The sequence below is a fragment of the uncultured Ruegeria sp. genome (assembly GCF_947497005.1).
Lineage (GTDB): Bacteria > Pseudomonadota > Alphaproteobacteria > Rhodobacterales > Rhodobacteraceae > Ruegeria.
In genome coordinates this window covers 90,301-116,810 of record NZ_CANMFF010000010.1, presented here as the reverse complement: position 1 = coordinate 116,810, position 26,510 = coordinate 90,301, and the positions used below count along the sequence as shown (strand labels likewise).

At 55.6% G+C, this 26,510-nt stretch carries 25 protein-coding genes and 1 pseudogene; 14 read left to right on the top strand and 12 right to left on the bottom strand.

Annotated elements, in window-relative coordinates:
• The 4 genes from paaI to Q0816_RS15350 all read left to right on the top strand — a co-directional run bounded on the left by paaI (nt 1) and on the right by Q0816_RS15350 (nt 3,101).
• Complete coding sequence (gene paaI / locus Q0816_RS15365; protein ID WP_298852107.1) at nt 1-426, top strand: hydroxyphenylacetyl-CoA thioesterase PaaI; 426 nt, start codon at nt 1-3, stop codon at nt 424-426.
• A 24-nt stretch (nt 427-450) separates the two neighbouring features.
• A complete protein-coding gene (paaK, locus tag Q0816_RS15360) occupies nt 451-1,761 on the top strand; it encodes a phenylacetate--CoA ligase PaaK (RefSeq protein ID WP_298852106.1) in 1,311 nt (436 codons plus the stop codon).
• A 3-nt stretch (nt 1,762-1,764) separates the two neighbouring features.
• Nucleotides 1,765-2,361 (top strand): TetR/AcrR family transcriptional regulator, encoded by a 597-nt coding sequence (locus tag Q0816_RS15355; protein WP_298852103.1) that lies wholly within the window; start codon nt 1,765-1,767, stop codon nt 2,359-2,361.
• 119 nt (nt 2,362-2,480) lie between these two features.
• Nucleotides 2,481-3,101: a transferase hexapeptide repeat family protein gene (locus Q0816_RS15350; protein ID WP_298852101.1), complete on the top strand. Its 621-nt coding sequence runs from the start codon at nt 2,481-2,483 to the stop codon at nt 3,099-3,101.
• Nucleotides 3,102-3,234: 133 nt separating this feature from the next.
• Here the strand turns inward: Q0816_RS15350 and Q0816_RS15340 are convergent, their stop codons facing one another.
• The 7 genes from Q0816_RS15340 to Q0816_RS15310 are packed head-to-tail and all read right to left on the bottom strand — an operon-like array spanning nt 3,235 to nt 10,212.
• The gene (locus tag Q0816_RS15340; RefSeq protein WP_367180505.1) at nt 3,235-4,290 is read right to left on the bottom strand and encodes an aldolase/citrate lyase family protein; all 1,056 of its coding nucleotides are present in this window, start codon (nt 4,288-4,290) and stop codon (nt 3,235-3,237) included.
• A gap of 11 nt (nt 4,291-4,301) precedes the next feature.
• Nucleotides 4,302-5,102: a 2-oxo-hept-4-ene-1,7-dioate hydratase gene (gene hpaH, locus Q0816_RS15335; RefSeq protein ID WP_298852099.1), complete on the bottom strand. Its 801-nt coding sequence runs from the start codon at nt 5,100-5,102 to the stop codon at nt 4,302-4,304.
• Nucleotides 5,099-5,953, bottom strand: coding sequence for a fumarylacetoacetate hydrolase family protein (locus Q0816_RS15330; RefSeq protein WP_298852096.1), 855 nt, complete (start codon nt 5,951-5,953; stop codon nt 5,099-5,101). Before Q0816_RS15330 ends, hpaH begins: the two co-directional genes overlap by 4 nt.
• Entirely contained in the window at nt 5,950-7,347 is a 1,398-nt protein-coding gene (locus tag Q0816_RS15325) for a pyridoxal-dependent decarboxylase (protein WP_298852094.1), read from the bottom strand. Before Q0816_RS15325 ends, Q0816_RS15330 begins: the two co-directional genes overlap by 4 nt.
• A gap of 58 nt (nt 7,348-7,405) precedes the next feature.
• On the bottom strand, nt 7,406-8,248 hold the full coding sequence (gene hpaD / locus Q0816_RS15320; RefSeq protein WP_298852092.1) for a 3,4-dihydroxyphenylacetate 2,3-dioxygenase: 843 nt from the start codon (nt 8,246-8,248) through the stop codon (nt 7,406-7,408).
• A gap of 53 nt (nt 8,249-8,301) precedes the next feature.
• Entirely contained in the window at nt 8,302-9,810 is a 1,509-nt protein-coding gene (gene hpaE, locus Q0816_RS15315) for a 5-carboxymethyl-2-hydroxymuconate semialdehyde dehydrogenase (RefSeq protein ID WP_298852091.1), read from the bottom strand.
• Between the two features lie 3 nt (nt 9,811-9,813).
• Entirely contained in the window at nt 9,814-10,212 is a 399-nt protein-coding gene (locus Q0816_RS15310; protein ID WP_298852090.1) for a 5-carboxymethyl-2-hydroxymuconate Delta-isomerase, read from the bottom strand.
• 105 nt (nt 10,213-10,317) lie between these two features.
• On the opposite strand from Q0816_RS15310, the gene hpaR reads away from it, so the two are divergent.
• Nucleotides 10,318-10,758, top strand: coding sequence for a homoprotocatechuate degradation operon regulator HpaR (gene hpaR, locus Q0816_RS15305; RefSeq protein ID WP_298852088.1), 441 nt, complete (start codon nt 10,318-10,320; stop codon nt 10,756-10,758).
• Nucleotides 10,759-10,790: 32 nt separating this feature from the next.
• Here hpaR and Q0816_RS15300 read toward each other — a convergent pair whose 3' ends face one another.
• Both Q0816_RS15300 and Q0816_RS15295 read right to left on the bottom strand, forming a co-directional pair.
• Entirely contained in the window at nt 10,791-12,143 is a 1,353-nt protein-coding gene (locus Q0816_RS15300; RefSeq protein ID WP_298852087.1) for an aminotransferase class III-fold pyridoxal phosphate-dependent enzyme, read from the bottom strand.
• Nucleotides 12,144-12,177: 34 nt separating this feature from the next.
• Nucleotides 12,178-12,957: an IclR family transcriptional regulator gene (locus Q0816_RS15295; protein ID WP_298852086.1), complete on the bottom strand. Its 780-nt coding sequence runs from the start codon at nt 12,955-12,957 to the stop codon at nt 12,178-12,180.
• A gap of 108 nt (nt 12,958-13,065) precedes the next feature.
• Between Q0816_RS15295 and Q0816_RS15290 the strand changes: the two genes are divergently transcribed.
• From Q0816_RS15290 to Q0816_RS26065, 8 genes and pseudogenes are all read left to right on the top strand, one after another.
• Entirely contained in the window at nt 13,066-13,995 is a 930-nt protein-coding gene (locus Q0816_RS15290; protein WP_298852085.1) for a tripartite tricarboxylate transporter substrate binding protein, read from the top strand.
• A gap of 63 nt (nt 13,996-14,058) precedes the next feature.
• Nucleotides 14,059-14,595, top strand: coding sequence for a tripartite tricarboxylate transporter TctB family protein (locus Q0816_RS15285; RefSeq protein WP_298852084.1), 537 nt, complete (start codon nt 14,059-14,061; stop codon nt 14,593-14,595).
• 7 nt (nt 14,596-14,602) lie between these two features.
• Entirely contained in the window at nt 14,603-16,123 is a 1,521-nt protein-coding gene (locus tag Q0816_RS15280) for a tripartite tricarboxylate transporter permease (RefSeq protein ID WP_298852083.1), read from the top strand.
• Between the two features lie 5 nt (nt 16,124-16,128).
• Nucleotides 16,129-17,613, top strand: a complete 1,485-nt coding sequence (locus tag Q0816_RS15275) for an aldehyde dehydrogenase (RefSeq protein WP_298852082.1) — start codon at nt 16,129-16,131, stop codon at nt 17,611-17,613.
• A 15-nt stretch (nt 17,614-17,628) separates the two neighbouring features.
• Complete coding sequence (locus Q0816_RS15270; RefSeq protein WP_298852081.1) at nt 17,629-18,924, top strand: aminotransferase class III-fold pyridoxal phosphate-dependent enzyme; 1,296 nt, start codon at nt 17,629-17,631, stop codon at nt 18,922-18,924.
• A complete protein-coding gene (locus Q0816_RS15265) occupies nt 18,921-19,862 on the top strand; it encodes a phosphotransferase (RefSeq protein ID WP_298852079.1) in 942 nt (313 codons plus the stop codon). Before Q0816_RS15270 ends, Q0816_RS15265 begins: the two co-directional genes overlap by 4 nt.
• Nucleotides 19,863-19,875: 13 nt before the next feature.
• On the top strand, nt 19,876-21,111 hold the full coding sequence (locus Q0816_RS15260) for a Tm-1-like ATP-binding domain-containing protein (protein ID WP_298852078.1): 1,236 nt from the start codon (nt 19,876-19,878) through the stop codon (nt 21,109-21,111).
• A 203-nt stretch (nt 21,112-21,314) separates the two neighbouring features.
• A pseudogene (locus Q0816_RS26065) lies at nt 21,315-21,674 on the top strand (DUF6636 domain-containing protein); the annotation flags it as partial.
• A 45-nt stretch (nt 21,675-21,719) separates the two neighbouring features.
• Here the strand turns inward: Q0816_RS26065 and Q0816_RS15255 are convergent.
• Nucleotides 21,720-22,598, bottom strand: a complete 879-nt coding sequence (locus Q0816_RS15255; RefSeq protein WP_298852077.1) for a LysR substrate-binding domain-containing protein — start codon at nt 22,596-22,598, stop codon at nt 21,720-21,722.
• Nucleotides 22,599-22,700: 102 nt separating this feature from the next.
• Between Q0816_RS15255 and Q0816_RS15250 the strand changes: the two genes are divergently transcribed.
• On the top strand, nt 22,701-24,263 hold the full coding sequence (locus Q0816_RS15250; RefSeq protein WP_367180503.1) for a trimethylamine methyltransferase family protein: 1,563 nt from the start codon (nt 22,701-22,703) through the stop codon (nt 24,261-24,263).
• 290 nt (nt 24,264-24,553) lie between these two features.
• Here the strand turns inward: Q0816_RS15250 and Q0816_RS15245 are convergent, their stop codons facing one another.
• Both Q0816_RS15245 and Q0816_RS15240 read right to left on the bottom strand, forming a co-directional pair.
• Entirely contained in the window at nt 24,554-25,291 is a 738-nt protein-coding gene (locus Q0816_RS15245) for a response regulator transcription factor (protein ID WP_298852074.1), read from the bottom strand.
• Nucleotides 25,288-26,478 (bottom strand): ATP-binding protein, encoded by a 1,191-nt coding sequence (locus Q0816_RS15240; protein WP_298852072.1) that lies wholly within the window; start codon nt 26,476-26,478, stop codon nt 25,288-25,290. Before Q0816_RS15240 ends, Q0816_RS15245 begins: the two co-directional genes overlap by 4 nt.
• Nucleotides 26,479-26,510: the final 32 nt, after the last annotated feature.

Genomic DNA, 26,510 nt, shown 5'->3' with positions numbered 1-26,510 from the left:
ATGACCCCCAAAGAACGCGCCGAAAAATCCGCTGCCGCGATGTGGGTGAACGACGAAGCCAGTAAATGGTTCGGGATGAAGATCGTCGAGGTAGGCGAAGGGCATTCTGTTCTGACGCTGACAATCACCGGCAACCACTGTAACGGTCACGGGATATGCCACGGAGGCGTCACTCATGCGCTGGCGGACAGCGCATTTGCCTTTGCCTGCAACAGCCGCAACGTGGCAACCGTTGGCCAGCACACGATGATAAGTTACCTGGCCCCCGGGCGGAAAGGGGACAGCCTGACCGCCACCGCAACCGAAGTCTCAGTGACGGGCCGCAGCGGAATTTACGACGTTCGCGTTACCAATCAGGACAACACTCTGATCGCCGAGTTTCGCGGCATGTCCCGCGCGGTAGGCGGCCAGAATTTTCAAGAATAGCTGCGCGACTGGAGGAGTTACGCGATGGAAGACCTTTCCCCAAACAAAGCGGACCTGGATCCGATCGAAATCGCCTCGACCGACGAAATCCGTGCGACGCAGCTTGAGCGCCTGAAATGGTCCGTACGCCATGCCTACGAAAATGTCCCTATGTACAAACAGCGGTTTGACGAGGCTGGCGTGCATCCTGACGATCTTCGGCAGCTCTCCGATCTGGCAAAGTTTCCGTTTACGTATAAGAATGATCTGCGCGACAATTACCCGTTCGGTCTGTTCGCGGTCCCGCGCAGTGAAATAATTCGCCTGCATGCTTCGTCCGGTACGACGGGCAAACCGACGGTGGTGGGTTACACAAAGAACGATATCGACAACTGGGCGGATCTTGGCGCGCGTTCCTTGCGCGCTTCGGGGCTGCGCAAGGGTGACATGGTGCACAATGCCTATGGATATGGGTTGTTCACTGGTGGGTTGGGCGCCCATTACGGGATTGAACGCCTGGGCGCGACTGTCGTTCCGATGTCAGGAGGGCAAACGGAAAAGCAGGTCAGCCTGATTAACGATTTCCAGCCCGACGGGATTATGGTTACACCGTCATACATGCTCAACATCCTTGAACAGTTCCATAAATCGGGTCTCGACCCACGTGAAAGCTCGTTGAAGGTTGGTGTATTTGGTGCGGAACCCTGGACAGACGCCATGCGTGCCGAGGTCGAAGCCGCATTCGACATGCATGCTGTTGATATCTACGGCCTGTCCGAGATCATGGGCCCCGGGGTGGCCAATGAATGCGTTGAAACCAAGGATGGGCCAGTCATCTGGGAAGACCATTTCCTGCCGGAAATCATTGACCCCAGCACCGGAGACGTTCTGCCTGACGGTGAAATCGGCGAGTTGGTGTTCACAACCCTGACCAAGGAAGGGTTGCCGATGATCCGCTACCGCACACGCGATCTGACCCGCTTGCTGCCGGGTACGGCACGGTCAATGCGTCGAATGGCTAAGATTACCGGCCGTAGCGACGACATGATGATCCTGCGAGGGGTCAACGTATTCCCCAGCCAGATTGAAGAGCAGGTCATGGCAACGGGTGGCCTAGCCCCTTATTATCAGATCGAGCTGTACAAATCCGGCCGGATGGATGCCATGCGGGTCTTTGTAGAAGCGTCTGTGGACTCTACCGATGAGCTGTCAAAAACAGCCGCAGCACGGATGCTGACCAAGCGGATCAAGGACGTCGTTGGCGTTTCAACGGAAATTGTTGTAGGTGACCCCGGCGACGTCGAACGCTCTCAGGGCAAGGCGAAGCGCGTCGTAGACAATCGCGATAAGGAGTAAGCCTTGGCCCGGACAATCGCAAAAGATCACGATCAAAAGCGGGAACAAATTCTGAAGACCGCTGCCAAAGTGTTTGCCGATCAGGGGTTTGACCGCGCCTCGATGACCCTGTTGGCGCGAGAGTGCGGGATTTCAAAGGCCAATATCTACCACTACTACGACAGCAAGGATGCCATTCTGTATGACATCCTCGAAACCTATCTGCGCGAGCTGCGTGACCGGATTTGCAATGTGGATATGAACGGTCTTACCCCTGAGCAAAAGCTGCGGAAAGCAGTGCACGAAATCCTGTTTGCCTACCAAGGGGCAGATGACGAACACAGGGTGCAGATCAGTGGCATGAGCGCATTGACTGAGGAACAGCAAAAACTCCTGCGGGGGTATCAGCTTGAAATGGTGAACTTTGTCCGCGACATCCTGAAAGAATTATCACCAGATGCCTTTGACAATGCCAAAGACAAGCTTCGCGGTGCCACTATGTCAATCTTTGGGATGTTGAACTGGTACTATATGTGGAACACCGGTGCCGGATCCAAAGCCCGCGAAGATTACGCAGATCTGGTTAGCACCTTGACGGTACATGGCGTGCAGAATCTGTAGGCAAATTGCTTTGGATTTCTGGGCAACCACCCGTTGAGTCGGCGCTGCCACGGGCCACATCGAATACGCACGCAGCAATTCGACGTCGATAATTCCCCTAAAAATGAAAGGATAAGTATATGGGCGGATGTTACGCATTTGATGACGTTGTACCGGTCATTGCCCAAACCACTTTTGTGCATCCGGACGCTGTTATCCTCGGCGACGTGATCATAGGGGAAGGCTGTTATGTCGGGCCTGCTGCAGTCCTGCGCGGTGATTTTGGCCGGATCATCATTGGCGATGGATCGAATATTCAGGAAACCTGCGTGTTACACAGCTTCCCCGGTCGGGATGTGATCATCGAACGATCCGGTCATGTCGGACATGGCGCTGTCCTGCATGGGTGCCATCTGGAAGAAAACGTTCTGATTGGAATGAACAGCGTCATCATGGACGAGGTTCGAATTGCGCGGAATTGTATTGTTGGTGCGTTAAGCTTTGTGAAAGCGAAGTCCACATTCGAACCCCGGCAAATGATCGCAGGCTCTCCGGCACGGGTCTTGCGCCCGCTGACTGAATCGGAAATCAATTGGAAATCCCGAGGCACCGGAGTTTATCAGGAACTTGCTCGCAGAGCAGCGAGCGAAATAGTTCCGGTAGATCCCTTACGCGCCGTTGAGCCGGATCGACGCCGAGTGCGCGCCCCGGATTTCGACCCGCTGGTTTTAGAGCGGCTGGCAAACCAGCAAAGAGATTGAGTTTCTCTGTCAAAACCTCAAACATCTTCGAATGTCGATCTCCGACATTTAGTCTACTTTAACGATGAAATGCTGCAGCGGGACACGGATTCGGCCACAGTAATCTTTGATGGTCAAAATTGCCCGAGGGATTTCACTCAAGCCAATCAATGCTGAATTTTTCGCGAAAGGCGAACCGCTCCAGATGAGCCTCAATCACGTTTTGCCAACCGGCCAAGTCGCCGCGCGGTCCAGTGGTGGCGATGATAGTGAGACAGGTGTCGCTTGCTGTCAGGGTCACACGATCACCGTCGGAGAAAGAAACACTGCCCTGCGTTTCGTCAAATGATACCTGGGCCTTGTGCGACCAATGCATACAGAGTTGTTGAAGATATTTGGAGGCCGCACCCGTCTGCGCAGTTCCCGAGACGGTCTGGTCCGCCAGCAGGCTTAGACCTTTTGCGGCGGCGGACCGGATAGCCTTGGCAAACAACGTCACATCAATGTCAGTGGCCACAAATGTTGCCCCAAGATCCAGACATTTTCGCTGCACAACCGAGTCCAGGGTCAAGATTCCGGCGGCCTTGCCTGCCGCAACGATGCGCCGGATCGCATCCAGCACAGCCGCAACCACTTCTGGGTTCGCGGCGTTGCTGATATGGCCCATGTCTGCGGCCAAATCCGATGGTCCGATGAACACGCCATCCACATCGGTCGCCAGAATATCGTCCAGCGCCTCTAACCCCAACCTGTTTTCCACCTGCACCAGCAAACAGATCTGGGCATCCGCTGTTTTCAGATAGTCAGGGATGGCTGCAAATCGTGAGGCCCGCGCCAAAGCGGAACCAACGCCCCGCACCCCATGAGGTGGGTACCGCACAGCCCGCACCAAATCGCGCGCCTGATCACCGCTTTCCACCATCGGAACCAGAATGTTCTGCACCCCGGCATCGAGATATTGCTTGATCATCCAGGTCTCGCCAATCGGCAGACGTGCGACTGGGACGCTGCCAGATCCCTCGATCACCCTTACTTGTTCAAGGATTGAACGCAGGTCGTTTGGTGCATGCTCTCCGTCAACAAGTAGCCAGTCGAACTGCGCGGTGGCGGCGATCTCGGCTGTATAGGCATTGGCCAGCCCAACCCAACACCCGATCTGAGGAGTTCCCGCCCTCAGAGCGGCCTTGAACGTATTACTCGGCGCAGGCATTGGCGTTCCTTTCAGGCGAAACTGATATCGACCGAGCCGAACGGCCCGAAATCCGCTTGGATTTCTGTTCCCGAAGGGCACTCGACCGGGCGAATAAAGCTGCCGGATAGAATGACCTGTCCGGGTTCGATGCTCTGGCCGTATTGCGCCATGCGACGCGCCAGCCAGACAACACTTTCGACCGGATCGTTCAGCACGCCCGCGCCCAGACCGGTTTCTTCGATCTCGCCATTGCGGAAGGTGTGTGCCCCGACCCAGCGCAGATCAAAAGCATCGACCGGATGACGTTCTGCACCCAGAACGATACCTGCATTGGCGGCATTGTCACTGATCGTGTCAAAAACCGTGCGAGTCTTTCCGGTTTCCGTGTCGACGCGTTGAATCCGCGTATCCAAAATTTCAATCGAAGGCGCGACGTAATCAGCGGCCGCAATAATATCCGCACGGGACACGTTTGCCCCGCCAATGGCAGACTTCATGACAAAAGCAATTTCAGCCTCAATCCGGGGCTGAATAAAACGTCCCGCAGGAACAATGGCACCATTTTCAAAAGCCATATCGTCGAACAGAATTCCGCTATCGGGAATGTCGATGTTCAGCGCATATTGCATCGCCTTCGATGTCAGACCGATCTTCCACCCTATCACTTTGCGCCCTTCGGCCAGTTTCTGGCGATAGATGGCGTTCTGTATTTCATAGGCATCATCCATGCCCATCTCGGGATGGAGCAGGGTCAGCAATCCAATCTGTTCGCGAGATCTTTCAGCTTGCAACAGATCCGCGGCGGAGCGCGCGTGATCTTCGGGCGTCATACTTGCTCGTCCTCGATGGTATTGCGCAGGGTCCCGATACCTTCGACGGAAACTTCGACCACATCGCCTGGCACCAGATACTTTGGCGGATCGAACCGCGCGCCGGCCCCGGTAGGCGTTCCGGTTACAATTATGTCACCCGGCTCCAGCGTCATGAAAGTCGAGATGTATTCGATCTCACGCCGGATCGGGAACATCATTCGGTTCAGTGTATCGTCCTGCCGTAACTCGCCATTCACATGTGTCTGAATACGAGCGTCATCCAACTGGGCCGCATCTGTTAAGGGCACCAGCCACGGACCGATAGCTCCTGAATTGTCCCAGTTTTTGCCTTGCGTGACGTTAAATTTGGCATGGCGCACCCAGTCACGGATAGTTCCTTCGTTACACAAGGTCAAAGCAACGATGTGGTCATACGCATTGTCTTTCGAAATGCGACGGCCAGCCTTTCCAATCACAATGGCCACTTCGCCTTCATAATCCAGAGTGTGATTTTCCGGCGGGCGGATCAGTGGGCGGTCATGGCCGGTAAACCCGCTGGCAAAACGCGGAAACAGCGACATGTATTTTGGCTGCGCGCTGCCATCTTTGTACTCCGCGTTCCGGTCAGGAAAGTTCACCCCGACGCAAAGGATACGGCGGGCGTCCGGCATCACCATATCAAAGGTAAAATCCGTATGCGTGACGGATCTTCCATCGGCTGCTTCTGCCAATCGGTCGAAAGCACCAGCTGCAATTACCTCGTATAGGCTGTCATGATCCGGGAAAGCTTGATTCAGCGCGATTGCGCCCGTTTCGGTGATCGCGCCGAAGAAAGTTTCTCCGTTGGCAGTGAAGGTTGCAAATTTCATTTGAGGGTCTCCCAGACGTCGCGGATAACTTCGGCTGCCATTAGCACATCATCCCGAGTTGTATCGAACTGTCCGACCTGAAAACGAATGATCTTACGGCCGTCGAATACGCCTTGTGTCAGATAAATCCGGCCATCGTCATTCAACGCATCCACCAACCGCTGCTGCGTGGCATCGTCGCCCGGACAACGGAAGGAAAACAGGCTGAGGATCGGGCCGGTTGTTATCTCAAACCCCTCCATCGCGCCGATCTTCTGCGCAATCTCATTGGCCCAGGCTACGTGATTGCGAATACGTTCGCGCAACCCTTCCAACCCGTACGATCGCAACAAAAACCAGATCTTCAACGCCCGGAACCGACGGCCCAGAGGAATAGTCCACTCTGAGTAATTCGTTACTTCTATGCCGGTTGTCTTTAGGTATTCCGGTTCAATCTTCAGCGTATTGAGCTGCGGTGCGGCGTCTCGCAGGAACTGGATTGCGCAATCGAATTGCGCGCCCATCCACTTGTGCGGATTGAAAACAATGCTGTCATAGCGGTCCGCACCAACCCAAAGGGCTTCGCGAAATTCGGGGCAGATCATGGCCGATCCTGCCCATGCCGCATCAAGATGAGTGTAGAGGTCATACCTTTGCGCAATATCTGCCACCGTCACCAAGTCATCACAGGCACCAACGCCCGTTCCGCCAGTGATGGCAATGATACCGGCAGGGATGTTCCCGGCGGCTATGTCATCCTGAATGGCGGCCTCCAATGCGGCTGCATCAATCGCAAAGGTTGAGCCCTGCGTGGGCAATTTGACCAAATTGTCCTGGCCGATCCCTGCAACCCAGCATGCCCTGTCGATTGACGAATGCACCTGGTCCGAACAGTAAATCCGCAGTGCACCCTTGGCGCTCAGACCTTCGCGGTTGCCGGTAAACCCTGTGGCCCGTTCTCGCATAGTCAACACAGCCGACAAGGTAGCCGAAGATGCGCTGTCCTGAATGACCCCGGTCATACCTTCGGGCAATCCGAGAGCTTGCCGCAGCCAGTCGACCATAACGCCCTCAACCTCGGTCGCGGCAGGCGAGGTCTGCCACAACATGCATTGCGCTGCGATAGTCGTCACCAACATCTCGGCCAACATCGACGGCGGTGCAGCATTGGCTGGGAAATAGGCAAAAAAGCGAGGATGTTGCCAATGGGTGATGCCGGGCATCACGATTCGTTCGAAATCGGCCATGATGGCTTCCATCGGCTCGCCACTATCTGGGGGCGTCACCTTGAGCTGGGCCGCGATTTCCCCGGGTACGGTCTGTGCGCGTACAGGGCGTTCAGCAAGTGTCCTGTGGTAATCGGCCGCCCATTTTGAGATATGCTGACCCCAATGCGAAAACGCGTCCCAATTCATCTAATAGCTTTCCTTTGTGACGGGATCGCCGTCAAATCCACGTGTTCAGCTACCCGGTTCATACCGAAAAGCTGACATTCGCCTGACCGGTGCCAGAGCTGCCGAAATAAGGGGTATAGATGTCGATCTCACCCTTGTAGCTTCCCCAACCCAGAGCCCCAAACAGCAATGCGGTGTCATTCATGGCGCATTCACCTGTGCATTTCTTTGCATAGTCCGGCAGCATCTCAAGAAACTCTTCGAACTTGCCCTGTTCCCAAAGCTCCAGAACGCGCATGTCCATCTGGCGGTTGAACTCGCCATTCACTGCATTCAGCCCGTCGACCGAGCGTTCATTCGGTGTGAAATCATGGCTCAGCGAGCCCGATGCCAGAATGGAGACGTTGCGGTCCGAGCGTTGAATGCCTTCGGCAATGGCCTCACCCCAGACACGGTTTTCAGCAATCGAAGAGAACTGGTTGACCGCCACTGGCAAAACCCGCGCGTTCACCCCGTCGTTGATGAAATGCATAGGCAGCAGAGTGCCGTATTCCATACCCATATCCGGATGCGAGTGGCCCAACGCGCGCTCTCCGCGCTCGCGCAGAACATTGAGGATAGCTTCCCCCAGTTCGTGATCCCCGCGATAGTCGAACTCCATATCCGCCAGCATATGCGGCAGTTCATGGCTGATAAAACGACCCTTGTGGTGCTCTTTCGTGTTCAGATGAAACCCCTGATTGGTGATCCAGTGGGTGTCGAACACAATGAACGTATCAACCTTGCGATCTATCGCGTCCTGACGCAGGCGCTCATACCCATCAATGGCAGATTGCCGGATGCCTTTGTATTTGGGCATCGTGTGGGACATCCAGATGCTGGGTACATGCGTGATCTTCGCGGCTTGAACTATCTTTCCCATGGTAAATCCTCCTCGTAAAATCGGCCCGCCCCGGTGGGGCCGACCTGCGGGGTCTACTTACCCAATTGCATGATCTTGTGTTGACCGGTGGCAAAGCCGATGTGCTTTTGTTCCATATAGAACTCAAAGCTCCAATCGCCGCCATCCCGACCGATGCCAGATGCCTTGACCCCACCGAACGGTGTTGGCAAGTGACGCACGTTTTCCGAATTTACCCAGATCATTCCAGCCTCCAACTTGTCTGTAAACCCAAGGGCGCGGGTCAGGTCATTCGTCCAGACATAGCCAGTCAGGCCATAAGGCGTGTCATTGGCGATCTGCAGTGCCTCTTCCTCGGTCGAGAACGGGATCGACGTCAGAACAGGACCAAATATCTCTTCTTGCGCGATGCGCATCTGGTTGTTGGCATTGGTGAACAGGGTCGGGCGAACGAAATAACCCTCATCGCCCACCTTGACCCCACCGGCAGCGATGGTTGCCCCGTCTTCCCTGGCAATGTCGAAATAGCTCGTGACTTTACTGTAGTGCTCTTCGGTGACAAGCGGGCCGATCTCGGTCGCCGGGTCGAGTGGATGACCTACCTTGATGTTGTTTACGCGTTCTATCAGCTTGGCCTCGAATTCTTCCTTGATCGTGTCCTGCACCAACAGCCGCGAAGATGACGTGCAACGCTCACCATTGATCGAATAGATCATGAAAATCACAGCATCCAAAGCGCGTTCCAGATCCGCATCATCGAAAACGATGACAGGGTTTTTTCCGCCCAGTTCCAGATGGTTACGTTTATGCGTTTCTGCGCCTTGTTTGACGATCAGACTGCCAGTTCGGCTTTCCCCAACAAATGCAATGGCTTTGATCAACTGATGCTCGCACAAGGCCTTGCCTGCATCGGGGCCAAATCCATTGACCGTGTTCAGCACACCTTTGGGCAATCCGGCCTCTTCGGTGATTTCTACCAACAGGCGCGCAGTCAGAGGGCTGTCTTCCGCAGGCTTGTGAACTACGGTGCAGCCCGCAGCCAGCGCGGGCGCAATCTTCCATGTCGACAGCATGAAGGGCGTATTCCACGGGGTGATCACGCCAACAGGACCGATTGGCACGCGGGTGGTGACATTCATCAAGGTCGGAGACTTCAGGTGCTGCCCATCCCGCGCTTGTATAACCTGATCCGCGAAAAACCTGAAGTTCTCGGCCCCCCGCAGCGCAGCCTTGGACATGAAGCGCAGGGTTTGGCCTGTATCCCAGCATTCGCACAGCGCGATTTCTTCGGCGCGGGCTTCGATGGCATCGGCAACGTTCAACAAGATGCGGCGACGATCGGCGGCAGGCATGTCGCGCCAGTCGGCAAAGGCAGCATGAGCGGCCTTGGCGGCCGCATCAATGTCATCAGCCGTGCCATGGGCGACATCGCAGATCACGGATTTATCGACTGGTGAAGTGGACTGAAACACCCCGGCAGAACCTTCGCGGTCTTCGCCGGCAATACGGTTGCGGACACCTGTTTCCTTGAACCGGGTCAGAAAACCTGTAAGTTTTTCGATATTTGTATCCAGTGCGCTCATGCGTCAGGTCTCCTGCGTGGTCGCGGCCAGGTGGTCCCGGATCGTGCCGGTCTTGGGCGAAAGCTCGGGGTCGATGTCGCGCATCTCAAGCGAGAGCGCGATGGAATGTTGGGCAAGGGCGGGTGCCAGATATGCTTTGACCGCCTCAAACATACGATGCGTAGCAACCTGCTTAACGTCCTCAGATCGGCCTGCCCGCAGGCGGATCGAGATATCAATAAAACCATGCTCCGGGTTGCCATCTGCAATGGCATAGTGGTCAACGCACGTCGCGCGGACTCGAATGCCCGGCATCGGAAAGGTCTCAATCCCGGCAGCCGTTGCCCGAATACACTCGCACAGGCCACCCATGTCGATCTTGCCTTCCAGATTTCCGGAATATTCGACTTGGAAATGGGGCATGATCTCTCCTTTATTAGTTAACATGTTTAGTATTTATTGCACCACCTGTCAAGAGATTGCATTGTTAATCTTTGCAATTTCCCAGGCTGCAATCTAGAAGGCCGCATGAACACTCAAAGCCATACCAAAAGCACTGCCCGGTCCCTTCCGATTGCGCTGTTGCGTGCGCGTGAAACCGTCATGGCCCCGATCCGGGATATGCTGAACGGCATCCAACTGACCGAACAGAAATGGCGCATCCTGCGTGTTCTGGATGAGCTGGGCGAAGTGGAGCAAAGCACAATTGCGCATGAGGCTTGCCTGCTTCTTCCCAGCGTGACCCGCATTTTGCGCACGATGGAGGCCGATGGTCAGATCACCCGCCGTCAGGATAGCGACGACAAACGCCGCACCATGGTCACGATCACGGATGCAGGCCGTTCTATCCTCAAGGAAAACCTGGCCTCGTCCCTTGCGATCTCCAGCAATATCGAGACGCAAATGGGCCGGGAGAAACTGGATCACCTGCTGGACCTGCTGGAGGAATTGCAGGCCGTCAAAGTCTGACCCCGCCCGTTTCAGACGGGGCCGGTTGAAGTTCACAGGGTCGCCAGACCAGTATCCAACGCCGCCAAAATCTTGGCCACTTCTTCCGAAGTGATGATCAGTGGTGGCGACAGAATGATGTTGTTGCCGGATACGCGGACCATCACACCGTCTTCATAGGCAGCTTTCTGAACCTGCAGCGGCAGGTGTTTAGCGATGGGTGCCTTGCTCGCGCGATCCGAGACCAGCTCCAACGCACACATCAGACCCTCTCCGCCTCGCACATCCCCAATCGCGTCGTATTTATCAGCCAGTTTCTGCAACCCGGCAAACAACTCATCCCCGCGTGCTGCAGCGTTTTCCCAGACCCGCAATCGGTTGATCTCGGACAGGGCGGCCAACGCAGCCGCCGCACCAACCGGATGGCCAGAATAAGTATACCCCTGGTCGACGGATGCAAGACCGGTTGTATCTTTTTCAAAAACTTCGGCCACTGCCCCTGAGATCAGGACCGCACCAAAAGGGAAATACCCGTTTGTAATCGCCTTGGCCGTGGTCATGATATCGGGCTGCACGCCCCAGTGCCGCGCACCGCTTTCACTGCCAGTGCGGCCAAAAGCGGTGATAATCTCATCCGAGATCAGCAGAACACCATGTTTGGAACAGACCTCGCGCACCATCGGCATGAAACTCTTGTGCGGCGGGATCACGCCCCCTGCCCCCAGAATCGGTTCCATGATGAAGGCCGCGACGGTGTTCGCACCCTGAAACGCAATCTCGGCCTCCAGCGCTTTGACACAAAGCTGCGCCAGACGCTCGGGATCGGTTTCGTCAAACGGATTACGATAGGTCCAGGGCGCAGGCACATGAAAACACCCAGGCATCATCGGTTCGTAAACCGTGCGGAATTTCTGATTGCCGTTGACGGAGGCGGAGGCGAAATGGGTGCCGTGATAACCTTGCTTAAGACTGATGAACTTGGTGCGCCCCGCTTCACCCCGAACTTTATGATATTGACGCGCCAGCTTCAGTGCAATCTCAACGGAATCCGATCCGCCCGACGTAAAAAAGGCACGGGTCAGCCCGTCGGGCTCAAAGAACTGGGCCAACTCATAAGACAGCTCAATCGCCTTGTCGTTGCTGGTGCCGCGAAACGTCGAGTAATACGGCAACGCGTTTAGCTGGTCTGCTATAGCCTGCTTCACCGGCTCGCAGGAATAGCCCAGATTAACGTTCCATAAGCCTCCTACGGCGTCCAGCGCCTTGTGACCGTCGACATCAACGATGCTGACCCCCTCACCACCGCTTAGAATGGTCGGTGGGTTCTTCTGACTGTCGGCGGGATGCGCCATTGGGTGCCAAAAGTAACGGGCGTTGTTTTCCTTAAGGAAATTGGAGTCTTTCATGTCGCGGGTCTCCGGGAGCTGCGTCCACCCTCGGTCAAGGGTGGAATTCTGTTGGAAAGGTGTCAGGCAACTGACCGCCAAAATCTGCGGTCATATCTGTCGAAAGCGCGTGTAATGCAGACAGAATTTCAGGAAGGCGGTCGCTGGTGGCACGGCTTTCAGGGACAGCAATCGCAATGGTTCCCAGTGCTATCTGATCAATGCCAAATATCGGCGCAGCGTATCCAAAGACACCATCTTCGTAACTGCCACTGCTGTTGGCCCAGCCGGAAATACCGATCTGTGCGACCTGTTCTTTGATGAGTTTTGGATCAGTAAGTGTAGATTCCGTGAATTGCACCTGAACATCCTGATCCAACTGCACCCTAAGATGAGCCGGTCCAAAACTAAGCATGCAAAGACCCGAGGCCGTCGCATTGAGCGGGAGCATTTCGCTGGGGTCCAGGCTGACACGGACACTGTGCTGCGTTGTTTCGACCACGAGCGTTGTCTGGAGCCCATTCTTTTCCAACAAAGAAAGATGCAAGCTTTCACCGACTATCTGCATGGCAGCCTGCATTTTTTGGCGCGCGCTTTCAATGCCCGGTCTGGCGATTTCACGCAGTGCAGCCAACCGCAATGCCGCCGGTCCGATGGCATATGATTTTGTCATTGGATTCTGTTCGATCAGCCCGAACTCCTCAAGCGCACGCAAGTGACGCAGGGCAGTTGCTTTGTTCAGCCCCGAAAGCCGCGCAAGAAGGCTCAGCCCGATCTCTGGACGGGCATTGGAAAAGTAATCCAACAATTTTAGGGCATTAAGGGCAGTACCCATGTGCTTCACGTCCTCTCGCTCAGGTAATACTTGACAGAACTAACTTAACAAAGCAACATTATTATTGTTAACGAGGTTCATTTATTGAACCAATAACGGGAGGTGTCAATGAAGAAATTTCTAACAGCCGCCGCTTTCGTAGCTTCGGCAACCGCAGCACTGGCTGAATACCCCGAGAAGCCGGTTAGCTTTGTCGTTCCGTGGCCTCCGGGCGATCTGGAAGACGTGCTGACACGGATGATTGCAGATGAGTTTCAGGCCATGTACGGTGTGCCAGCCGCCGTTGTGAACAAACCCGGCGGTGGCGGCGGCCCGTTCCCCGGCGCTGTCGAGGTGGCAGCCGCTCCGGCAGATGGCTATACGATCGGTTCTTTCGTCATCGGCGTGCCGGTAATTGGACCTGAGATCGGAATTCCCGAACTCAACCCGAACCCGTTTGATCCGGTCGGAATCTTCCTGACCTATCCCTTCGTCATCGCAGCCAGCAAGGATGCGCCGTTTTCGAACTGGGAAGAACTGGTTGAGCACGGCAAGGAAAACGATTTGGCGCTTGGCCACTTCGGGTCGGTTCTGCCGCCCACGCAAGTCACCTTTGCTGCAGCTGTCAGCAGCGGGTTCGACTTTGCCAGCGAAGCAGCATTTGACGCTTTGGACTGCAACACATTGGCATCAGGCGACGTAGACGTGATCAACACGACGCTGCAACTTATTCTTCCCTGCCTTGATCAGGTGAATGTTCTGGCCAGCATCGGTGGCGAGCGGATTTCTCTGGTTCCGGACACGCCAACCATCGTTGAACTCAACCCGGACTTGCCTTTGGCCCTGTGGAACGGTTTGTTTGTCCACAAGGACACTCCGGCTGACGCACGCGAGAAGATCACAGCTGCCGCACAGAAAGCGTTGTCCTCTGACAAAGCCAAAAAGCTGGCTGAGGAAACAGGCGCGCTGATCTACTGGCAGGATCCAGACGCTTCCAATGCTCAGATCGAGCAGGACAAAGCCTCATTCGCCAAAATCGAAGAGATACTGGGAGAATAATCCGAAAAAGGCCCGGCACGATCAAACAGTGCCGGGCCTTTTTCATTCAAAAAGGAGGCCACGATGATTGCAAAGACACTGCAGGACATGTTCCGGCGCTATCGACGTCCCGGAGACATTGTTTTTGCCTTCATTTTCTTCAGTTTTTCCCTGTTCCTCCTCAGCCAGCTCGGCACTGAGACTCAGACTGTCAAACGAACCAAGTGGTTTGCGCAACCCGCCCTGTGGCCCAAGATCGCGATCTGGGGCATGGTTGTATTCAGCGGCCTTCACTTGCTGAGTTCTTTTTTATCCCCACGCATTCCCGGGCGGTTGAGAGAGGTGACGTTTTGGCTAATGTCCCTCGAATACGTTGTCTACTTCTTGATCTATGTCACCGCAGTTCCTTGGTTTGGTTATCTGCCATCGACCATGCTTTTCGCCGCCCTTCTGACAATACGATTGGGGTTTCGATTGCCGGGGGCTTTTTGTGCTGCACTCATTTTCGGCGCGGTCGTGGCAATTGTCTTCCGCGCGCTGCTGCAGGTGAACATCCCCGCTGGTCGCATATACGAATTGCTGCCCGACGGGCTGCGCGCATTTGCGCTGACCTATCTGTGAGGCCAAAATGGACAATCTGATTTCCGGTTTTGCAATTCTGGCACAGTGGCAGGTCGTCGTGGCACTGGTCATCGGATCGGTGGGCGGCGTCATCATCGGCGCGTTGCCCGGCGTCGGCGCTGCTGTGGCAATTGCCATTCTGCTGCCCGCCACCTTTGCGTTTGAGCCCATCGTCGGCCTGACCCTTCTGTTGGGCATTTACGGGTCGTCCATGTATGGCGGTGCAATTCCTGCCATTCTGATCAACACGCCTGGCACGGCCGTCAACGCACTGACCACCTATGACGGCTATCCCATGACCAAGCGCGGCGAGGGCCACCGGGCCCTGTCGCTGGCCTATTCGGCGTCGTTTTTCGGCGGCATCTTCTCGATCCTCTGTCTGATCATCCTATCGCCTGTGTTGGCCTGGGTTGCCCCACATTTCGGAAGCCGCGAAATATTCCTGGCTGCGTTAATGGGCATCCTTCTGGTGATCCTGGCCCATCGCGGACAGACCTTTTCGGCCGCGATGTTGGCGTTCTTCGGCATCTTCCTCAGCACCGTCGGTCTGGAACCCGTCAAATACACCAAACGTTTTACCTTTGACCAAACCTGGCTTTCGTCAGGTGTCGATCTGATCGTGGTGGTTCTTGGGCTGTTCGCCATCAGTCAGGCGCTGCTGCTGCTGGTCGACAAAGAACACGCGCCGGGCGAGACCCATGTGCGCGGCAGCATCTTCGCGGGCCTCAAAGAACTGCTGGGCCTGAAACGCATAGCAACGGTGTCGTCATCGCTGGGTGTGCTCATGGGCATGGTACCGGGCACAGGCGAATTCACATCACAGTTCCTGTCATACACATACGCACAGAAAACCTCTGAAGACCCCGACAAATTCGGCGATGGATCACCAGAAGGTTTGGTGGCGTCCGAGGCGGCCAACAATGCCGTTCCAGGGGCCGCAATGATTCCGCTGCTGGCTTTGGGTATTCCGGGTGAAGCACTGACGGCAATGATGCTGTCGGTCTTCTACGTCCATAACGTGATCCCCGGACCACAGCTTTTTGCCGATCAGATGGATTTTGTCATGGCACTGTACATGTCGCTGATCCTGCTCAATGTGATCGTTCTGGTCTTTTTGTTGTTCTCTACCAATCTGTTGCTGAAGATCATTCAGATCCCGACGCGCTTTCTGGGGATCATGATCCTGACGCTGTCCTTTGTCGGCGTATTTAGCCTGCGCAACTCAGTCACGGACTGCGCCATTGCCGCCGGGTTCGGCGTGTTCGGGCTGATCCTGAAGCGCCTGAACCTGCCCATAGTTCCGATCATACTTGGCATGGTTCTGAGCGGGATCATGGAAGTCAAACTGCGCAGCGCCATGGCGCGGGTGAAGACACCACTTGATTTCATCGACCGGCCGATTGCCGCAATACTATTCATCATGATCCTTGGGATCATTCTGCTCCACGTTCGCTCACTGATTCAGGAACACAAGGAACGCATCAAACCTCAACCGGTCCTCGATGAAGACTCAACTCAGCAAGGATAACCCCCATGGACCAATCCTCGATTGATGCGCTGCGTGCGCAGGACATTGCTCCGCTTGGGCATTTCATAAACGGCCGCTTTCAGGATGGCGAAACCGGAGCCCGGCATCAGGTTCTGTCTCCGATCAACGGTCAGCCTCTGGCTCTGATCGCCGAGGGCACGCCTGCGGATGTCGAGGCAGCCGTTCGTGCGGCGCGCATAGCGTTCGAGAATGGGCGATGGTCGCGCATGGCCCCTGCTGACCGCAAGAAAGTAATGCTGAAACTGGCTGACCTGATCGAAGCACGCGCGCTTGAGATTGCCGTGCTGGGCGTGCGCGACAACGGAACCGAGATCACCATGGCTTACAAGGCCGAGGTACTCTCGGCAGCTGCTACTTTCCGGTATTACGCCGAGGCGATCGACAAGACCTACGGACAAATCGCCCCGACAAGCGATGATGTTCTGGGTCTGGTGCATCACGCTCCGGTCGGGGTTGTCGGGGCCATCGTACCTTGGAACTTCCCATTGATGATCGGCAGCTGGAAGATTGCACCGGCACTGGCCGCAGGCAATTCCGTCGTACTGAAACCTGCCGAAAGCGCCTCGCTCAGCCTTCTCAAGATTGCTGAACTGGCCTCCGAAGCCGGGGTGCCCGATGGGGTGTTCAATGTCGTGACCGGGCGTGGTTCGGTCGTTGGCGAGGCGCTGGCGTTGTCGATGGATGTCGACATCCTGGTGTTCACCGGTTCAGGCGTAACGGGGCGGCGGCTGTTGGAATATTCCGCGCAGTCGAACCTGAAACGCTGTTATTTGGAACTGGGCGGTAAGTCCCCGAACATCGTCTTTGCCGATGCTCCTGATCTGGCCGAAGCGGCCAAGGTCTCAGCCGCTGGAATCTTCCGTAACTCGGGTCAGGTCTGTGTCGCCGGATCACGCCTGTTGGTCCAGCAGGAGATTTACGAGGACTTCGTCTCCGAGATCAGCGGTCACGCTGAAAAATACCGCGTCGGCGACCCGCTGGACCTGAACAGTCAGATCGGCGCAGTTCACAGCCTGCCCGAGCTAGAGGCCAATCTGGATTTCGTGACCAAAGCAGAAGCAGAAGGCGCCGAACGCCGCACCGGCGGCACCCGTATCCTGACAGAGACCGGCGGCTATTACATGGCGCCTACCGTCATGGCCGGAGTGAAAGAGACCGACAACCTGTTCCAGAACGAAGTCTTCGGCCCTGTCCTGGCCGTTACGCCCTTCAAGGATGAAGACGAAGCGATCCGTCTGGCCAATGACACGGTCTATGGGCTGGCTGGCGGTGTCTGGACCTCGAACCTCAGCCGCGCGCATCGCATGGTGGCTGGCATTCGCGCCGGTGTGGTGCATGTCAACACATATGGTGGCGCCGACCTGACTGTACCGCTGGGCGGGGTTCGCCAGTCGGGTAACGGGCATGACAAGTCGCTGCACGCTTTGGACAAATACTTCGATCTGAAGACTGCCTGGATAAAACTCTGAGAGAAAGCCATCTTCATGACCCTTCCAGCAAAGTCTGTTGAACTAATTGAACGCAGGGCACAGCTCTTGGGCCCCAACGTGTCGACGTTCTACGACGAGCCGGTTCATTTTGTGAAAGGTGAAGGCGTTTGGTTGTGGGATGCAGACGGGCGTAAGTATCTGGATTGTTATAACAACGTACCACATGTTGGCCATTGCAACCCGCGCGTGGTCGAGGCGATCTGCCGTCAGGCGAGCACGCTCAATACCCATACCCGGTATCTGCATGACGGAATTCTGGATTACGTGGAGAAACTGACCGGGACGATGGATGCATCGCTCGATACCGCTATCCTCACCTGCACCGGTTCCGAGGCAAATGATATTGCCCTGCGCATGGCCGAGGGCATGACCGGAAAACGAGGCATCATCGCGACCGACGCCACGTATCATGGAAACACGGCGCTGGTCAGCCAGCTAAGCAAGTCTAACATCCCGACCGTAGGCTTCGGGCTGGACCAATACTTCCGCTTTGTTCGTGCGCCTGATAGTTACCGAAATCCCGATCTCGATGGGGCGAAATTTGCTGATGCGGTAGCGGAACAAATTGCCGAGCACGAAAATTCTGGCACCGGTTTTGCCGCATTGATCCTCTGCCCTTACTTTCTGAACGAAGGCTTTCCTGACCATCCCGACGGTTGGCTGGCACCCGCTGCCGATGTCGTGCGCAAAGCCGGGGGCCTGTTGATCTGTGACGAGGTGCAGTCGGGTTTTGGGCGAACCGGCACCCATATGTGGGCGCATCAGAAGATGGGTGTCGTTCCGGACATTATGACCATAGGCAAACCCATGGCCAATGGTCATCCGGTGGGCGGCGTGGCAACACGATCGGAGATCATTGCGACGTTTCGCGAGGGATATAGGTATTTCAACACGTTTGGCGGAAACCCGGTTTCATGTGCCGCAGCTTTGGCGGTTCTGGAAGAGATTGAAGAACAGAACTTGGTCGCAAATTCCAAGTCCGTCGGCGATCATGCACGAAATCGGCTGAACCTTTTGAAAGAGAAGTATGATTTCATCGGAGACGTGCGTGGTTCAGGACTCATCTTCGGGGCCGAAATGGTTCTGAATCGCGATAGCAAAGAGCCCGCCGGTGAATTCACTGAACGTGTCATCAACGCCATGCGTTGCCGCGGGATCATACACTCCAAGTTGGGGCACCATAAGAACACCCTGAAAATCCGCCCACCCATGCCATTCTCTGTCGAAAACGCGGATCTGCTCTTTGACACGCTGGCCGAAGTTTTGGCGGAAACCCCGTTGGTTGCATGAAACAGATCATAGAACACGCGCTGATCCTTTGGGGAATGGCCGACAGCGAATGGTCTCTCGTGGCGGCTCGGGAAAACCACGTCTACCAAGTTCAAAATGGTCAGAACGCCTATGCATTGAGATTGCATCGAAAGGGGCTGCGAACGGATTCAGAACTCCGTTCAGAGCTACAATGGATGGCTGCAATCGGACAAAAAGGGGTTGGGGTTCCGACACCTATCCCTGCCGCAGATGGGCGTTATCTGCATCTGTTGGACGGCATTCAAGTCGACATGCTCAACTGGTTGCCAGGCCGCCCTTTGGGTGCAACCGGAACAGCCTTGGATCATCCAGATCGCACTGGCATTTTCTTCACGATTGGCCGGGAAATGGCTCGGCTACACGACATCAGTGACCACTGGGCTCGTCCGCACGACTTTATGCGTTGGTCATGGGACCGGAACGGGCTGCTGGGAGACGCGCCTCTTTGGGATCGGTTTTGGGAGAACCCAACACTTAGCCAAAAAGACCGCGCGTTGTTTCTGGAGTTCAGAAACATCGCGGTTCCTGACCTTAAGCAACTGGAAGATCAGCTGGATTATGGGCTGATCCATGCTGATCTCGTCCGCGAAAACATCATGATCGACGGAGACCAAGTGTGGCTGATCGACTTCGACGATGCCGGGTTTGGCTTTCGCCTGTTTGATATCGCGACGACGCTTCTCAAGAACCTGAACGAACCCGATTTCGACCAGTTGCATGATGCATTGCTGGCAGGATATCGATCTGAACGACAGATTTGCGCCGATCAACTTGGCCTGTTCATGGCACTGCGCGCAGCAACCTATGTGGGATGGGTGTCTTCCCGCCTGCAAGAAGATGGATCGGACTTACGAAACGCGCGGTTCATTGAAACCGCCCGAGAGTTGATGACCCAATACCTCGAACTGCACACGTAAAAGGGAGGCGCCAATGACCAACAAAACAATCCTGCTGATCGGCACTTATGATACGAAAGAACCTGAAATGCGGTTCATCGAAGAAGCGGTCAGAGCGCAAGGTGCCAACGTGCTGACCATGGATGTTTCGGTTCTGGGTGATCCGTCCGAACCTACCGATATCTCAAAACACGACGTCGCCGCGGCAGGAGGCATGACAATTGAAGAAGTCATCGCGCAAGGAGACGAGAACAAGGCCTTTCGCATAATGTCCGCCGGAGCAGCAAAAGTTGTTGCACGGGCCTATTCAGAAGGTCGGTTTGACGGGATGCTGGCCACAGGGGGGACCATGGGCACGGACCTGGCGCTGGATTGTGCGCAGGCATTGCCTATGGGCGTGCCCAAATACATCGTGTCAACGGTCAGCTTCTCACCTCTGATACCTCCGCATCGGTTGGCGCCGGATATTCAGATGATCCTCTGGGCCGGCGGACTGTATGGCATGAACTCGATTTGCCAGTCTTCTCTCAGCCAGGCCGCCGGCGCTGTTGTCGGAGCTGCCAAATCTGCCATTGCGCCAGATCGCAGTAAACCGCTGATCGGGATGACCAGCCTGGGATCGTCCTGCCTGCGATATATGAAAACTCTGAAACCAGCACTTGAAGAACGCGGGTTTGAAGTGGCTGTCTTCCACTCAACCGGCATGGGTGGCATGGCCTATGAGAAGCTGGCCAGCGAAGGTGCGTTCGCCTGCGTGATGGATTTCTGCATGCAGGAGTTTGGCAACCTAATGGCGGGTTCCGTTGTTTCCAGTGGTGATGATCGTGTCACCAATGCCGGGCGAGTAGGAACTCCGCAGATGGTGGCACCTGGTGCGCTGGATCTGCTGGATTTTGCAGGTTGGCAGGACATCCCCGAGCACTACGCCGACCGCCCGTTCCATGAACACAACCGCCTGATCAGAAGCTCGATTTTCAATGGAAAAGAACGGCGTACCTGGATTCGGGAACTTGCCAAACGGCTGGAAGCTGCGGCCGGACCTGTACATTTCTTTCTGCCGGTTCAGGGCGTCGAGGCTTGGGACAAGCAAGGCGAAGAGGCACACGACCCGCAGGCGCTGGCCGAGATGGTGGACGAGGCACGCAAGGTCATGCCCGGCCGGATACCGATGACCGAGCTCGATGCACACATCAACGATGCAGCCTTTTGCGATGCCGTTCTGGCCGTTTTCGACAAATGGGTTGAAACCGGGGTTGTCAGAGCGGGTTAATGCGCCGAAATACTCGCTGGTCCGTGCACAGTTTCTTTGGATCACCTCGCTTACTGCAAGTGACACCACGTCCTAACGGCATACCACTTTTTCTGAGTCGTCAATGGTGACAGGGCGTGTTCAGCCGTTCAGGTTGTTGGCATAGCGAATCTGTTCATTTTTTCCCCAGGCCAGTGGCCGCCAAAGAAGGATATTATCTGGTGATGCGTTTGGTATTTGTATTTCTGATGTTCCCGATCATGTCACATGCAGACGGGTATGGGTTCATGACGCCTTCGGGAAACATAGTCTGCAATGGTGCGGTGATGGATGGGTATATCGCCTGTTCGATCATCGAACGCAGCGGTGCTCCCGCTTTACCAAAACCCACCTCTTGTTCAGGCATTTGGGGACACGGGATTACGTTGGATCGGACTGGCGAAGCCCGCCTGACCTGTGACAACAAACCACCCAAACGTGTTAACTATTCCGACATTACAGGATACGGCCAGACAAGTGAGTTGGGGCCCATCAAATGCACGTCCGAACGAACAGGGCTGACTTGCCGCAATCAAAGCGGACATGGATTTTCCTGTCTCGCCGCGAACAAAAACTGTTTTGAGCACCGGTCAGACCTGAGACAGAAGCCAGTCCGAAAAAACCCGCGCTGTTTCCGTCGCGGCGATACGGTGCGGTCGAACAAGGAAATAGCCGTAATTAGGAAGCTCGATCCTGGACAGTCGCACCAGGCTTTCACTGTTTAACTCGCCTGTGACAAGATCATCCATCAAGGCAATTCCCTGACCGTCGATCACGGCTTGAACCCGCACATTTGGATCGGGAATAATAAGCACATCTCTACGGCTCTGCTGAGGAAGCTCCGACACTTCCAGCCATTCTGACCAGGCGTTGCTGTCATCGCAATCCCGCAAGAGGGTGAAACGTGAAATTGCGCCCTCTATCCCAAAGGATGCGACCTGATCTGCGGCGTCCCGATTACCAACCGGAAATGAACGCAGCGGCAAGAAAGATGTCACATCACAATCATTCCAGCTTCCGTCCCCCCACCTTATGGCCAGATCAACGTCTTGCATCTCGAACTCGGAAAACTGAACCATCGGCTGAATTCGCAACTGCACATCCTGATGTGACTGCATGAACGACATTAGCCTGGGCGACAGCCAACGCGCTGCGAAATATGTCGAAACACCAACCGTCAGCGAGCGCGAAACGACGTCCTTGGTCTTTTGTACTCCGTCTTCAATCTCGTGGTAAGGGATCCGACAAACTGCCAGCAACTTGAGCCCCTCGCCGGTCAAAACCACACCGCGCGTCGTGCGTCGAAACAGCGACAATCCCAGGTCAGTCTCGAGCGTCTTGATCTGGTAGCTGATCGCGCCTTTGGTCATGTTCAAGGCCCCGGCCGCATCGGAAAAACTGGAGTGGCGGGCAATCTCTACAAAAAGCCTGAGAAGGTCATGATGCCGGAAGCGAGTACGCATAGCCATATGTACAATTTTCTTTGACGCTGCGAAAAGAAATTTTCGATTTCCAGAGCTGACACAACGTGCAAACTGGCTTTCGGCTCTTGCGAAATCGGAGGGACCGCGTTGGAAAGATTGAACGCAGCACCGAACTCTGCGGTATCAGATGGTCATAGGCGCAAAACTCGTCGTGGTCGTTTGTCACGGCACAATGCACCACTTGAAACTCCAATTTTTCATAGGCGCAGGGTTCCGGCCTACAATTTCTTGAATGAAAGGGCTCTGGCAAGAATTGAAGACCAGGCGGATTGGATACTCAATGAAATCGGCGTTGAATTCCGCGGGGACCGACACGCCCTGGACTTTTTCGCTCAGGCGGGAGCCAGGATCAAAGGCGAAAGAGTGCGCTTTGAGCCGGGGCAAGTACGCGAAATATGTGCCACGGCCCCCGAAGAGTTCAATCTTCATGGTCGCGATCCCAATAACACCGTAACACTCGGAGGGGATAATCTGGTGCTGATGCCGGGTTACGGATCACCGTTTGTGAGCGATCTGTTCCGAGGTCGGCGTTACGCCACGCTGGAAGATTTCCACAACTTTGTGAAGCTCGCCTATGTCTCCCCGATCCTGCACCTTTCTGGCGGCACAGTAATAGAGCCGACCGATGTGCCTGTAAACAAACGACATCTGGACATGATGCAGGCGCATCTCACCTTGTCGACCAAACCTTTCATGGGATCCGTTACTGCCCCCGAACGGGCACTGGACAGCATCGAAATGGCCAAGCTGATCTTCGGGTGTGACTTCATGAAACACAATGCGGTTATGCAGGCGAATATCAACGTCAACTCGCCATTGGTCTACGATCATACTATGTCAAGCGCGCTGCGTGTCTACGCCGAAGCGAACCAATGTGTTTGCGTTTCTCCAGCGATATTTGCAGGTGCCATGGGGCCACTTTCCCCGGCAGCGGTGGCAGCTCAGACGTTAGCAGAGGCGATGGTAGGGATCGCCCTGACGCAACTTGTCAGGCCTGGCTGTCCAGTCGTCTTTGGCAGCTTCCATTCAACGATGAACCTGCGCAGCGGTGCACTGACCTTCGGGTCACCCGAAGCCGGCATGACCACGATGGCCCTGAGCCAGCTTGGACGACGGCTGGGTGTACCCGTGCGCTCTGGTGGTGGGCAGATCACGGCGTCCAACGCTCCCGACGGACAGGCGATGCAGGACAGCGCCGACGCTATGTGGGCCACGCTCTTGTCCGGAACACATCAGGTCTGGCACGCCGCAGGCTGGCTCGAGGGTGGCCTTGTGATGTCTTATGAGAAGTTCATCATGGATCTCGATCATTGCGGCGCGATGCTGAAACTGCTGCAAGGGTTCGATACCGACGACGAAGCCTTTGGCCGGGATGCTTATGTTGAGACCGGCCCCGGCGAGAACTTTCTGTCCACCAACCACACACTGCGCCATTACACGACGGCCAATTTCGAGCCACAGATTTCTGATGCCGGGCCTTATGAGAACTGGGTCGAAAACGGTGCGCTCACGTCGGATCAACGCGCTTCGACCCGATGGCGTCAGATGCTGGAAGATTACCAGCAACCCGAAATGAATTCCGGAATCCGGTCAACTTTGGAAGAGTACATCTCCGAACGCAAGGCAGCGATGCCGGATGAGTGGCACTAGAAAGGACAGTTAATGACCAAGGAACTCAGCCGCTCCTCTACCCTTGCTTCGCGCCAAACCGTGCTTGGATCGGGGCTGGAGGCAACGGTGACGCTGGCAGCAAGTCCTGTTTACGATCCTGAAAAGTCGCGTACGCACATCTCGTGTACGTTACGATAGGGGCGCCAAGTTCATCCGGCTTCGCCTTACGTGACAGGATGACCGAATTCTCAAAAAAATGCAGGCGGAATTCTTGCGACGCAATTGAGAACTTGCTTTCCAACTTTACGCGTCGGCGCTCCCGACCCGCTTCACCTGTCCCCCTTGATCTGAGTTCGTTGCCACCACAGCCCCAGCTCTTTTTCCGCCGAAAGAATGGTTTCACGATTCAGGATCTGAGAGGTCATTGCCTTGGAAACCGCACGCACGCGCTTGTTAATCGCAATGTCGAAACCATTCAGCGGCAGATCACCGACATCAAGCTTTTCATAGATCGACAGCAACCGGTTCTGCACAGTCCGCAGCGCCAGCTTGCGACGTATCGCGATCGTCTTGTCCGGCAATCCTAATGCCAGATCCGACAGGATGGCCAGTTCAACCTCGGTCAACTCTTCTCCCGAGCGGCTCTGATTGCGCTGTATGTGGTGGATTTCCCGATCAACCATGATCTGGGCTTCCACCAGCACCGCTCGCAACGCCAAATGCATGCGCGAAGGGCTTGCGGTTTTCAGAACATACCCATAGGCGGCCTCCTTCGGCACGATCCTGGCGATACCCCTCAGATAGGCTTCGTCCGAATAGTTGGACCAGAACAGAATACGTGTGTCGGGCCGTTCCGACCAGATGGTGCGGGCTGCTTCGATACCATTGCGTTCTTTCATGCGCAGGTCCATCACGATGGCTTCGACTGCATGCCGCCGGGCCTGTTCCTCGCCGTCGCGCCCGTTGGTAGCCAGCGATACTTCCGTTGCCTCCGGCAAAGCGTCATGAACCAGTTCCCGCAGATAATTGGCATGCATTGAGTCATCTTCGACCAGCAGAACCTTCATATGACCCTCTCACTTCGCGGACATTCAGACACCGGCAGGCAGACGCTGATCACAGTCCCGCCATCGTATCGGACGTCGAACTGCGCGGCGATCAGCCGGGCACGGGTACGCATATGAGTCAACCCGCCCGTGGCCTGCTCGGACTGGACAGCAGCCTTGCTGTGACCATCATCGCGTATTCGCAGATGCAGCCCGTCGCGACATTCCAGCTCAACCTCGATCTTGTTCGCACTGGCATGCCTGACCGCATTGTTTACTGCCTCTTGCGCGATGCGGAACAGGGCAATGCGTTTGGCTTGCGGCAGGTTATCGATAAGCCCGTCGGACAGATCTCGCACATCAACCTCAATATTCCGGCCCAAGCCGATGGCCCGCTCCAAATGCGTGCGCACCGCGTGCTGAAAGCCGAACAACTCCAAAAGCGAAGGAATGGAGGTGTCGATAATTTCGCGCAGCCCCTGAATGCAGTTCTGCACATTGTTGCGCAGGTTCTGAATATCCTCGCGGGATTTGCATCGCTCCAGATCACGACTTATCCGCGTCATGTCTGCCAGAGTCTGATCATGCAGATCCATTCCAATCCTCTGGCGCTCCAACTCCAATGCATCTGTCAGGCTCAACGCGCCAAGTCGCAGACCCTCTTCCCGGGCCTGCAACTCGGTGCGCATGATCGCTTCGCGGCGGGCCTGCTCATTGGCTCGCAAAGCGTAGAAATAGGGCGCCAGGATATCTGCAATATTTCGCACCTGTTCCACCGCATACCCATCATAAAAATCCGGTTTCCGCGAGGAACAGTTCAATGCCCCGATCGTGCGGCCAAGCACTTTCATCGCCACATTCACCCTACTGCGCATGTTGTGCTTCAGAATGGGTTCGCAATCGGCACCTTCAAAAACATAGCGTGGATCTTCCGGTGCGTTTCCGGTCAACAGGCTGTCACAATCGCCGCGAAGAATATCCCGCACCGGCGATACCTCAACAGGCGCGCGAGTGCGGCTCCAGCTGGTGCGCAGGCCAACCTCATAGCTGGTGTTCCAATACCCCTGATCATCTATCAGGCAGACGTCCAGATGATCGACTTCCAATATTCGATCGATCTCGGATTTGACAGAACGCAGCGCGGATTTGATATCCAGGTTGCCGGCCAGATGGTTCGATATCCGTAGGTAATAGGCAAGATCGGCCATAAGAGTGCCTTTGTAAAACCAGCCTGACGCGA

Bases quoted from the DNA above. Each gene is read 5' to 3' on its own strand.
- paaI (WP_298852107.1), top strand. From the start codon at position 1: ATGACCCCCAAAGAACGCGCCGAAAAATCCGCTGCCGCGATGTGGGTG.
- paaK (WP_298852106.1), top strand. From the start codon at position 451: ATGGAAGACCTTTCCCCAAACAAAGCGGACCTGGATCCGATCGAAATC.
- Q0816_RS15350 (WP_298852101.1), top strand. From the start codon at position 2,481: ATGGGCGGATGTTACGCATTTGATGACGTTGTACCGGTCATTGCCCAA.
- Q0816_RS15340 (WP_367180505.1), bottom strand. From the start codon at position 4,290: ATGCCTGCGCCGAGTAATACGTTCAAGGCCGCTCTGAGGGCGGGAACT.
- hpaH (WP_298852099.1), bottom strand. From the start codon at position 5,102: ATGACGCCCGAAGATCACGCGCGCTCCGCCGCGGATCTGTTGCAAGCT.
- Q0816_RS15330 (WP_298852096.1), bottom strand. From the start codon at position 5,953: ATGAAATTTGCAACCTTCACTGCCAACGGAGAAACTTTCTTCGGCGCG.
- Q0816_RS15325 (WP_298852094.1), bottom strand. From the start codon at position 7,347: ATGAATTGGGACGCGTTTTCGCATTGGGGTCAGCATATCTCAAAATGG.
- hpaD (WP_298852092.1), bottom strand. From the start codon at position 8,248: ATGGGAAAGATAGTTCAAGCCGCGAAGATCACGCATGTACCCAGCATC.
- hpaE (WP_298852091.1), bottom strand. From the start codon at position 9,810: ATGAGCGCACTGGATACAAATATCGAAAAACTTACAGGTTTTCTGACC.
- Q0816_RS15310 (WP_298852090.1), bottom strand. From the start codon at position 10,212: ATGCCCCATTTCCAAGTCGAATATTCCGGAAATCTGGAAGGCAAGATC.
- hpaR (WP_298852088.1), top strand. From the start codon at position 10,318: ATGAACACTCAAAGCCATACCAAAAGCACTGCCCGGTCCCTTCCGATT.
- Q0816_RS15300 (WP_298852087.1), bottom strand. From the start codon at position 12,143: ATGAAAGACTCCAATTTCCTTAAGGAAAACAACGCCCGTTACTTTTGG.
- Q0816_RS15295 (WP_298852086.1), bottom strand. From the start codon at position 12,957: ATGGGTACTGCCCTTAATGCCCTAAAATTGTTGGATTACTTTTCCAAT.
- Q0816_RS15290 (WP_298852085.1), top strand. From the start codon at position 13,066: ATGAAGAAATTTCTAACAGCCGCCGCTTTCGTAGCTTCGGCAACCGCA.
- Q0816_RS15285 (WP_298852084.1), top strand. From the start codon at position 14,059: ATGATTGCAAAGACACTGCAGGACATGTTCCGGCGCTATCGACGTCCC.
- Q0816_RS15280 (WP_298852083.1), top strand. From the start codon at position 14,603: ATGGACAATCTGATTTCCGGTTTTGCAATTCTGGCACAGTGGCAGGTC.
- Q0816_RS15275 (WP_298852082.1), top strand. From the start codon at position 16,129: ATGGACCAATCCTCGATTGATGCGCTGCGTGCGCAGGACATTGCTCCG.
- Q0816_RS15270 (WP_298852081.1), top strand. From the start codon at position 17,629: ATGACCCTTCCAGCAAAGTCTGTTGAACTAATTGAACGCAGGGCACAG.
- Q0816_RS15265 (WP_298852079.1), top strand. From the start codon at position 18,921: ATGAAACAGATCATAGAACACGCGCTGATCCTTTGGGGAATGGCCGAC.
- Q0816_RS15260 (WP_298852078.1), top strand. From the start codon at position 19,876: ATGACCAACAAAACAATCCTGCTGATCGGCACTTATGATACGAAAGAA.
- Q0816_RS15255 (WP_298852077.1), bottom strand. From the start codon at position 22,598: ATGGCTATGCGTACTCGCTTCCGGCATCATGACCTTCTCAGGCTTTTT.
- Q0816_RS15245 (WP_298852074.1), bottom strand. From the start codon at position 25,291: ATGAAGGTTCTGCTGGTCGAAGATGACTCAATGCATGCCAATTATCTG.
- Q0816_RS15240 (WP_298852072.1), bottom strand. From the start codon at position 26,478: ATGGCCGATCTTGCCTATTACCTACGGATATCGAACCATCTGGCCGGC.